The sequence below is a fragment of the Pseudidiomarina sp. genome, assembly GCF_033722695.1.
GTDB lineage: Bacteria > Pseudomonadota > Gammaproteobacteria > Enterobacterales > Alteromonadaceae > Pseudidiomarina.
Map to the genome: position 1 here is coordinate 1 of NZ_JAWVYM010000058.1, position 4335 is coordinate 4335.

The 4335-nt window shown below is 51.8% G+C and carries 4 protein-coding genes, 4 tRNA genes and 1 pseudogene; 1 reads left to right on the plus strand and 8 read right to left on the minus strand.

The features are described from left to right. Nucleotides 1-384 (minus strand): annotated as a pseudogene (locus R3196_RS10735) (ABC transporter permease); the annotation flags it as partial. After that, nucleotides 374-1054 carry an ABC transporter ATP-binding protein gene (locus R3196_RS10740; RefSeq protein WP_318936768.1) on the minus strand — a complete coding sequence of 227 codons (681 nt, stop codon included), beginning with the start codon at nucleotides 1052-1054 and terminating at the stop codon, nucleotides 374-376. The pseudogene R3196_RS10735 and the gene R3196_RS10740, both read right to left, overlap by 11 nt. Before the next feature lie 83 nt (nucleotides 1055-1137). Here R3196_RS10740 and R3196_RS10745 point away from each other — a divergent pair, with 83 nt between their 5' ends. Then, on the plus strand, nucleotides 1138-1677 hold the full coding sequence (locus tag R3196_RS10745) for an arylesterase (RefSeq protein WP_318936769.1): 540 nt from the start codon (nucleotides 1138-1140) through the stop codon (nucleotides 1675-1677). Nucleotides 1678-1684: 7 nt separating this feature from the next. Here R3196_RS10745 and R3196_RS10750 read toward each other — a convergent pair. From R3196_RS10750 to gltX, 6 genes are all read right to left on the minus strand, one after another. Continuing rightward, nucleotides 1685-1760, minus strand: a tRNA-Glu gene (locus tag R3196_RS10750). Nucleotides 1761-1794: 34 nt separating this feature from the next. Further along, a tRNA-Glu gene (locus R3196_RS10755) sits at nucleotides 1795-1870 on the minus strand. Between the two features lie 33 nt (nucleotides 1871-1903). Then, nucleotides 1904-1979, minus strand: a tRNA-Glu gene (locus R3196_RS10760). A gap of 46 nt (nucleotides 1980-2025) precedes the next feature. Then, nucleotides 2026-2101: transfer RNA gene (locus R3196_RS10765), tRNA-Ala, on the minus strand. 144 nt (nucleotides 2102-2245) lie between these two features. Next, nucleotides 2246-2875, minus strand: coding sequence for a carbonate dehydratase (can, locus tag R3196_RS10770; RefSeq protein WP_318936770.1), 630 nt, complete (start codon nucleotides 2873-2875; stop codon nucleotides 2246-2248). A gap of 5 nt (nucleotides 2876-2880) precedes the next feature. Further along, entirely contained in the window at nucleotides 2881-4287 is a 1407-nt protein-coding gene (gltX, locus tag R3196_RS10775) for a glutamate--tRNA ligase (RefSeq protein WP_318936771.1), read from the minus strand. Nucleotides 4288-4335 lie beyond the last annotated feature (48 nt).

The following is a 4335-nucleotide window of genomic DNA, read 5'->3' on the forward strand; positions in this document are numbered from 1 at the left end:
CACCTGGTCCTGAGCATAAGGCTCATCAGCGGTTTTCAGTGTGCCACGTAAGGGGTAGCCGCTGCTGACCGCTTTGATATCAACCAGCGCCAGCTCATCGGCAGCAAAGGCCATAGAATTGAACACCACCCGTCGGGCCGTCTCCAGGTTCAGCTCATGCGCCCGCTCCAGCCAGGCATCATCGACCTCCCGGCGCGAGCTCAAAACCCGATCAGCGGCCAGAAATTCTGCGCTGCGTTCCATCAGGCCAGACTGCAGACGCTCGGTAAAAAGTGACAGCGACAGCACCGCCGTTACCGACAACACAATGGCAGCCGCCATGATAGTCAGTTCACCGCGTTTCAGTTCCTGTCGCAGTAAACGCCAGGAAATTTTATGCCACATCCTGTTGCACCTCTGTCAGCGAGCCGGCGTCCATTTTAAAGATCCGCTGACAGCGGTCAGCCAGTTGCTCATTGTGCGTGACCATCACCAGCGTCGTACCGGATGACTTATTCATTTCGAACAACAGATCTTCGATAGTATGACCAGTGTTGGCGTCCAGATTACCGGTTGGCTCGTCGGCAAAGAGAATTTTCGGGGTGCCCACGAACGCGCGGGCAATGGCGACCCGTTGCTGCTCACCGCCGGAAAGTTGATTCGGGTAGTGAGTCAGTCGCTCACCCAGGCCGACATCCTGCAATAACGAGCGCGCCTGTTGCTCTGCTTTGCGGTTACCGGCCAGTTCCGCCGGTAACATCACATTTTCCAGAGCGGTCAGGCTGGGAATCAACAGAAACGACTGAAAAATAAAGCCTATTTTATCAGCCCGTAATTTCGCTCGCTGTTCTTCATCCAAATTGCTCAGTTTTACGTTATCTATAAGAACATCTCCGGCACTGGCGAGGTCTAATCCCGCCAGCAGTGACAGCAAAGTGGACTTGCCTGAGCCTGAAGCGCCGACAATGGCTACGGTTTCGCCGGCAGCAATCTGCAAGTCAATCGGCTGCAATATGTGTAGAATACCCGAGCTGGTCTGAACTTTTTTTTCTAACTGAGTGGTCTGAATAAGCATTTATGAAAAACTTCCTTATAAAATTTGGATTTATCGTCGCATTATTGGTCTGTATACGTCCAGTTTCGGCAAATGTCTCACTTGTGGTTCTGGGTGATAGCCTGAGCGCTGGTTACGGTATGGCGCAAAGCGAATCCTGGGTAGGCATTTTACAGGAGCGCTGGCAGCAGCAGTATCCCGATATAACCCTTATCAACGCCAGTATCAGCGGCGACACTACCCAGGGCGCGCTGAACCGGCTGAATGGCGTTATTGAACGGCATCAGCCCGACGCAGTTTTTGTTGAACTTGGTGGTAATGATGGCTTGCGCGGCTTTACGCCTGCAAGTATTCAGGCCAACCTGCTGAAAATTATCGACCAGTTACAGCAACAGGGCGCTACCGTAGCTTTGAGTCAGATCCGCATACCGCCAAATTATGGTGCACGATACAGCGCCTTGTTCGCCAATATCTTCCCAGTGGTCGCTAAAGCGAAAGATGTGCCGTTGGTACCATTTTTTATGGAGCAGATCATTGAAGATGAAGCATTAATGCAGAATGACGGGATTCATCCGAACCGTGCGGCTCAGGCGAAGATAGCAACAATTATGGAGCCGTTCTTGCTGGATTTGGTAGATAAGTAACTAAGCGTGGCGTCCCCTAGGGGATTCGAACCCCTGTTACCGCCGTGAAAGGGCGATGTCCTAGGCCTCTAGACGAAGGGGACCCGGTAACTGGATAATTGTGACTGGTTTTGAATGTGGCGTCCCCTAGGGGATTCGAACCCCTGTTACCGCCGTGAAAGGGCGATGTCCTAGGCCTCTAGACGAAGGGGACGCATTATACATTCAATCAATCAGCTGTTCTGTTTGGCGTCCCCTAGGGGATTCGAACCCCTGTTACCGCCGTGAAAGGGCGATGTCCTAGGCCTCTAGACGAAGGGGACGCTGCAGAACAAATTGTGTCGGTGTACTTTTTTATTTGAAGCAGTTTGGTGGAGCTAAGCGGGATCGAACCGCTGACCTCTTGCATGCCATGCAAGCGCTCTCCCAGCTGAGCTATAGCCCCACATCATGTGAGCTGCTTCAGTACCCTGACAGCGGGGCGAATTCTATGGTAATCCTCGCACCGCCGTCAACCTTTTTTTGGTCAAACCAAACCGTTTGCCAGTTTTTTCGCCAAACTGGCGATTTGCCACCCAAGTTTCGCTTTTTAATCACCAAAATGATAGATGGCCTCCAGCGCCTCCCGGCTGGAAACTGAAACGTTCATATTGCGGACGACGCCATCTTCAAGGCTATACACCCAACCGTGAATAGTCAGCTCCTGGCCGCGATCCCAGGCCGCCTGAACGATAGTGGTTTTGGCCAGATTACCGACCTGCTCAATGACGTTCAGTTCACACAACCGATTAAGCGCGGCGTCAGGCTCCAACGCTTCGAGTTCAGCCCGGTGTTCACGATAAATATCTTTGATCGGAAATAACCAGTGGTCAACCAGGCCGTGACTGCAGCTCTCCGTAGCCGCTTTAACGCCACCGCAGCCATAATGGCCAACCACCAGAACGTGCTTCACTTTCAGGCTGTCCACGGCATATTGCACAACCGACAGGCAGTTAAAATCTGTCTGAATGACCTGGTTCGCAACGTTCCGGTGCACAAACAGCTCGCCTGGCTCCATATCCACTACCTGGTTGGCAGGTACCCGGCTATCAGAACAACCAATCCAGAGAAACTCCGGACTCTGCTGCGCCACTAATTTTTTAAAGTACTCAGGGTCTATATCGATCTGACGTTGTGCCCAGCCTTTATTGCTCTCTAATAGCTTACGTATTTTTGGCAATAGCCTTACTCCTGCTCGCGCTTTTCAATGAAAGCGATAGCCCGGTCAATTCGCTGCAGTACGGTTAGTTGCGGGATGAGTTCCAGCGTCACATCCAGCGACGGTGAATTACCTCCGCCGGTAACAGCTACCCGCAACGGCATTCCGACCTTGCCCATACCCACTTCCAGATCGTCAGCGGCCTGTTGAATCTCTTCATGAATGCGTTCAGCGCTCCAGACCGAGAGCGCTTCCAGACGCTGCCGGACCCGCTGCAACGGCGCTTTGGCGACCGGACGCAGGTGTTTTTTGGCGGCTGCTTCGTCGAAATCAGCAAAATCCTCATAAAAATAGTGGCTAATTGCAGCCATTTCTTTCAGCGTTTTAACCCGATCAGCCTGCAGCCGGATGACCTGCTCCAACGAAGGCCCGTTGCTCAGGTCAATACCCTGCTGCTCAAAATGCCAGTGCAAATAAGCGGCTACCTCGGTAGCACGCAAAGATTTCATATAATGCTGGTTCAGCCAGTTGAGCTTTTCGGTATTAAATGCAGACGCCGCTTTATTCACGTCATCCAGGCTAAACAGTTTAATCATTTCGTCCAGGCTGAAAATCTCCTGATCGCCATGAGACCAGCCCAAGCGCACCAGATAATTCAGCACCGCCTGCGGCAGGTAGCCATCATCACGATATTGCATCACCCCTACAGCACCGTGACGCTTAGATAGCTTTTTACCATCATCACCGAGGATCATCGACACGTGCGCATACTCAGGTACCGGCGCCCCCAGGGCCTGCAGAATATTAATCTGACGGGGGGTGTTGTTAATATGATCTTCGCCGCGAATCACATGGGTAATGTTCATTTCCCAGTCATCAATGACCACACAGAAGTTATAAGTGGGTGTGCCGTCGGTACGCTTAATGATTAAATCGTCAAGCTGGTCATTGGCAAATTCAATAGGCCCGCGGATATGGTCATTGAATTTCACGCTGCCGGTTTGCGGATTACGAAAACGCACCACAAATTTATCCCCGGACAGATTTTCTTTATCACGGCAGCAACCGTCATAGCGCGGCTTTTCGCCCCGCTCCATCTGCGCTTCGCGCATTTTTTCCAGACGCTCAACCGAGCAATAGCATTTATACGCTTTGCCTTCGGCCAGCAGTTGGTCAATGTATTCGTTATAACGGGCAAAACGCTGGGTCTGATAGTATGGACCTTCATCCCAGTCCAGACCTAACCATTCCATACCTTCCAGAATAGCGTCAATCGCCGCCTGGGTAGAACGTTCGACATCGGTGTCTTCAATACGGAGGACAAATTTTCCACCCTGGGCTTTGGCTACCAGCCATGAATATAAAGCTGTACGGGCTCCGCCTACGTGAAGGTAGCCGGTCGGGCTGGGGGCAAATCGGGTCACCACTGTCATAATAATTGAACTCTCCGCATGATTCAGAATAGATTACCCGTTAGTTTA

Excerpts from the sequence above, each read along its gene's own strand:
- R3196_RS10740 (WP_318936768.1), bottom strand. The coding sequence starts at position 1,054 with ATGCTTATTCAGACCACTCAGTTAGAAAAAAAAGTTCAGACCAGCTCG.
- gltX (WP_318936771.1), bottom strand. The coding sequence starts at position 4,287 with ATGACAGTGGTGACCCGATTTGCCCCCAGCCCGACCGGCTACCTTCAC.